Source organism: Variovorax sp. H27-G14, assembly GCF_046156345.1.
Classification (GTDB): Bacteria; Pseudomonadota; Gammaproteobacteria; order Burkholderiales; family Burkholderiaceae_C; genus Variovorax.
Map to the genome: position 1 here is coordinate 1 of NZ_JAYLVN010000051.1, position 2780 is coordinate 2780.

The window sequence follows — 2780 nt, forward strand, 5'->3', positions numbered from 1 at the left end:
CTGCAGGCCCGCACACCCGATGTGGTGTACTTCGACTCGCTGCCACGGCCTTCGGCCCAGGCAGCCTGACCCCGCAGGATCCACTTAAAAGTAATCGGAATCTGTTCAAACGAACGGGGCCACCTCTTTTCCCTCAACGTACCGCTGGACCCCCTACGGGTGGGGGCGTTGAGTACGCGCACAACCCACCCTTTCTACATGGCCAGATTCAACGAGCTATTGCAAGGGCTCGGCATCCCCGCCCAACTGGAAAATCCACACCGTCACCAGACGAAGGGGGAGATGGTGGATACCTGTCTCGATAAGGAATTCCTGCGCACCAGCGCTAAGTTGACGATGTCCTGTTCGGCCGAGGGCAAGCATCGCCATGATCGCGATGAGACTCGCCGAAAGGTCCAGCACTGTGGACATTGCGTCCCATGTCTCATCCGGCGCGCGGCTCTGCTTGCAGGGTTCGGCTCGGACGATACCGAGTATTGGCTCGAGGATCTGCATGCCAAGGCGATCGACTCGTCGACGGCGATCGGCGAGCACATCCGTGCCTTCCAGTTCGCGTTGGCGCGCCTGGTGGCCCATCCAGGTAGGGCACGTCGGGACATTCATCAGCCCGGCCCGCTGTACGATCATCCTAACGACCTCAACGACTATGAGGGCGTGTACGTCCGGGGCATGCAAGAGGTCGCCGAACTGCTTGAGGACGTAGAGGCGAGACCGATCAAAGATGGATGATTCGTATGCGCCCGCGCTGGGTCGATTTTCACTGTCACTTGGACCTCTATCCGGACCACGCTTCTTTGGTGAGCGAGTGCGATCGCGAGCGCGTCGCCACGTTGGCAGTTACAACGACGCCCAAGGCCTGGAAAAGGAACCTTGAGGTCGCAACAGGTTCGGAATACGTGCGGGTGGCGCTCGGCATGCATCCGCAATTGATCGCCGAAAGGGCGTCAGAACTGCCGCTTTTCGAGAAACTCTTGAGCGAGACCAGGTACGTCGGCGAAATTGGCCTCGATGCAGGGCCGAAGTTCTATCGCTCCTTTTCCGAACAGGAGCGCGTCTTTTCCCGAATCCTCGGCGCATGCGCCGAGCAGGGCAACAAGATCCTCACAATTCACAGCGTTAGGTGCGTGAGCAAGGTTCTGGACCACTTGGAGAGGTCGTTTCCGCTCGACCGCGGCGTCGCTGTCCTGCATTGGTTCACCGGCACAGCGGCCGAGGCGAGAAGAGCGGCTGAGTTGGGTTGCTATTTCTCCATCAACGCCCAGATGCTTGTGTCGGAGAAGACTTGCCGGGTTGTCAGCGCGTTGCCCCGCGAGCGGCTGCTGACAGAGACCGATGGACCGTTCGTGGCGTTCAATGAACGCCCCTCCCGGCCGCGCGACGTGGGTGAGACACTTAAGTCGCTTGCTAGCACTTTGGGGATTGAAGTTCAGGCTGCGAGCGAGTTGGTGGTGAAGAATTTGGGCGCTCTCACTCGCAATCGCAATCGCCGAGTTTGAAGCAGCTTGCCGTGCATCGCCGCTGATTCGCGCTTACCTCGGCGAGGTCTGTGCCGGATGCAATGAAGCTGCGGCCCTCAATTGCTCGCGAGCGATCGGGGTCGCGGAAGTCTAGCCTGCGCCCCTCGAGAGCTGCCACCTTGTCTAGTTGGCGCCCGCGCTTACATTCGAGACACTATTCGTCGCCTTGAAAGTATGAGCGTCACCAATGATCATCGCCCAAGGAGGCAACAGTTGCGACTGCTTCCCTCGCAATCCTGTCTGCTTGCTGACGCAACATGGCAAGCGGATACGTGCCAATGGTGATTCCCCTGTATGCGAACTCGAAGCCCTTGATGTCACCAGTGACGTCGGCCGCAGATTCGAGGGCGCTTCGTATGGAATCAAAGCCACCATCCATCATGAGCTCCTCTCCGTCATAGGTCACCTGGAACTCATAGAAGCCAGGCTCGAGTTTGGAAACGTCGAGTCGTGGGATAAAACCCGAGCCGGAACGGGCTACGGCGGGAGCCGCGTCGGCGATTGCCTCCCCTTGCACAGGCGTCGATACTTCAAAGGATCCTCCTTCTCTGCCACCACTCGCCGCAGACATGCGTAGCGCAGAGCTGCCGGCGCCATTCGAGACATAGACCTGTTGCCCATCAACCTGCAAGGCGTGCGGGTACGCCATGTCGTGGAATTCGCCTCTCAACCAAACATGTGTTGGCGGAAAGAAGGTTTTGCTTAGTACAAACGAAAACGCCTCATCCAGCGAGCCCGGCAAAAGAGCTATATCTCCCGAGTATCGGAAGAGGCGCAGATCAGAAAGGTGATCGAGCGCCTGATCGAGCAGCAACTCGCCCTTCAACCGCTGGGCCATTGATTCGCCACGCTCGTCCGTTTGATAGATCAGTGAAGCCCAAATTTGCCGCGCGGCGATCGACTTGATCTCCTCGCACTCAACAAAATCATCGGGCCATGCGACATCCTGCGCATGCTTTGTATCCATGGCGATCACCAGCCCCGACTTGAGGGCCCCGCACGATGCGGGCATCGTCGAATTGGATCGTTCCTGCGCCGCCAGAAATTCGGCAAGGATGGAGGGCAAGGGTCTTGAAGCCGCGGGCAGCGATCTTGTCTGCTCGACGCAATCCTTGACGTGCTTCCAGCTGTGATAGCCTGTCGGCGCCGGTTGAATCTTGACCCACCCTGCCGGTTGAACTTTGACCCGGGGATGGAAGCCGGCATCGTGGAAGCCGGCTGTGCATAACTCTAGCGTCTTCCTCCTTTCTTGACTTCTTTATT

Annotated in this window: 3 protein-coding genes; 2 read left to right on the plus strand and 1 reads right to left on the minus strand. The window is 58.7% G+C overall.

The features are described from left to right. The first annotated feature begins 198 nt into the window (after positions 1 to 198). Both VLK31_RS36145 and qatD read left to right on the plus strand, forming a co-directional pair. The gene (locus tag VLK31_RS36145) at positions 199 to 729 is read left to right on the plus strand and encodes a hypothetical protein (protein ID WP_409173309.1); all 531 of its coding nucleotides are present in this window, start codon (positions 199 to 201) and stop codon (positions 727 to 729) included. Next, a complete protein-coding gene (gene qatD, locus VLK31_RS36150; protein ID WP_409173310.1) occupies positions 726 to 1496 on the plus strand; it encodes a Qat anti-phage system TatD family nuclease QatD in 771 nt (256 codons plus the stop codon). The genes VLK31_RS36145 and qatD overlap by 4 nt, the downstream gene beginning before the upstream one ends. Positions 1497 to 1698: 202 nt before the next feature. Here the strand turns inward: qatD and VLK31_RS36155 are convergent, their stop codons facing one another. After that, the gene (locus VLK31_RS36155; protein WP_409173311.1) at positions 1699 to 2583 is read right to left on the minus strand and encodes a hypothetical protein; all 885 of its coding nucleotides are present in this window, start codon (positions 2581 to 2583) and stop codon (positions 1699 to 1701) included. Between the last annotated feature and the right edge of the window lie 197 nt (positions 2584 to 2780).

What these genes read in the sequence shown, in the direction of transcription:
- VLK31_RS36145 (WP_409173309.1), top strand. Translation starts at nt 199, where the DNA reads ATGGCCAGATTCAACGAGCTATTGCAAGGGCTCGGCATCCCCGCCCAA.
- qatD (WP_409173310.1), top strand. Translation starts at nt 726, where the DNA reads ATGATTCGTATGCGCCCGCGCTGGGTCGATTTTCACTGTCACTTGGAC.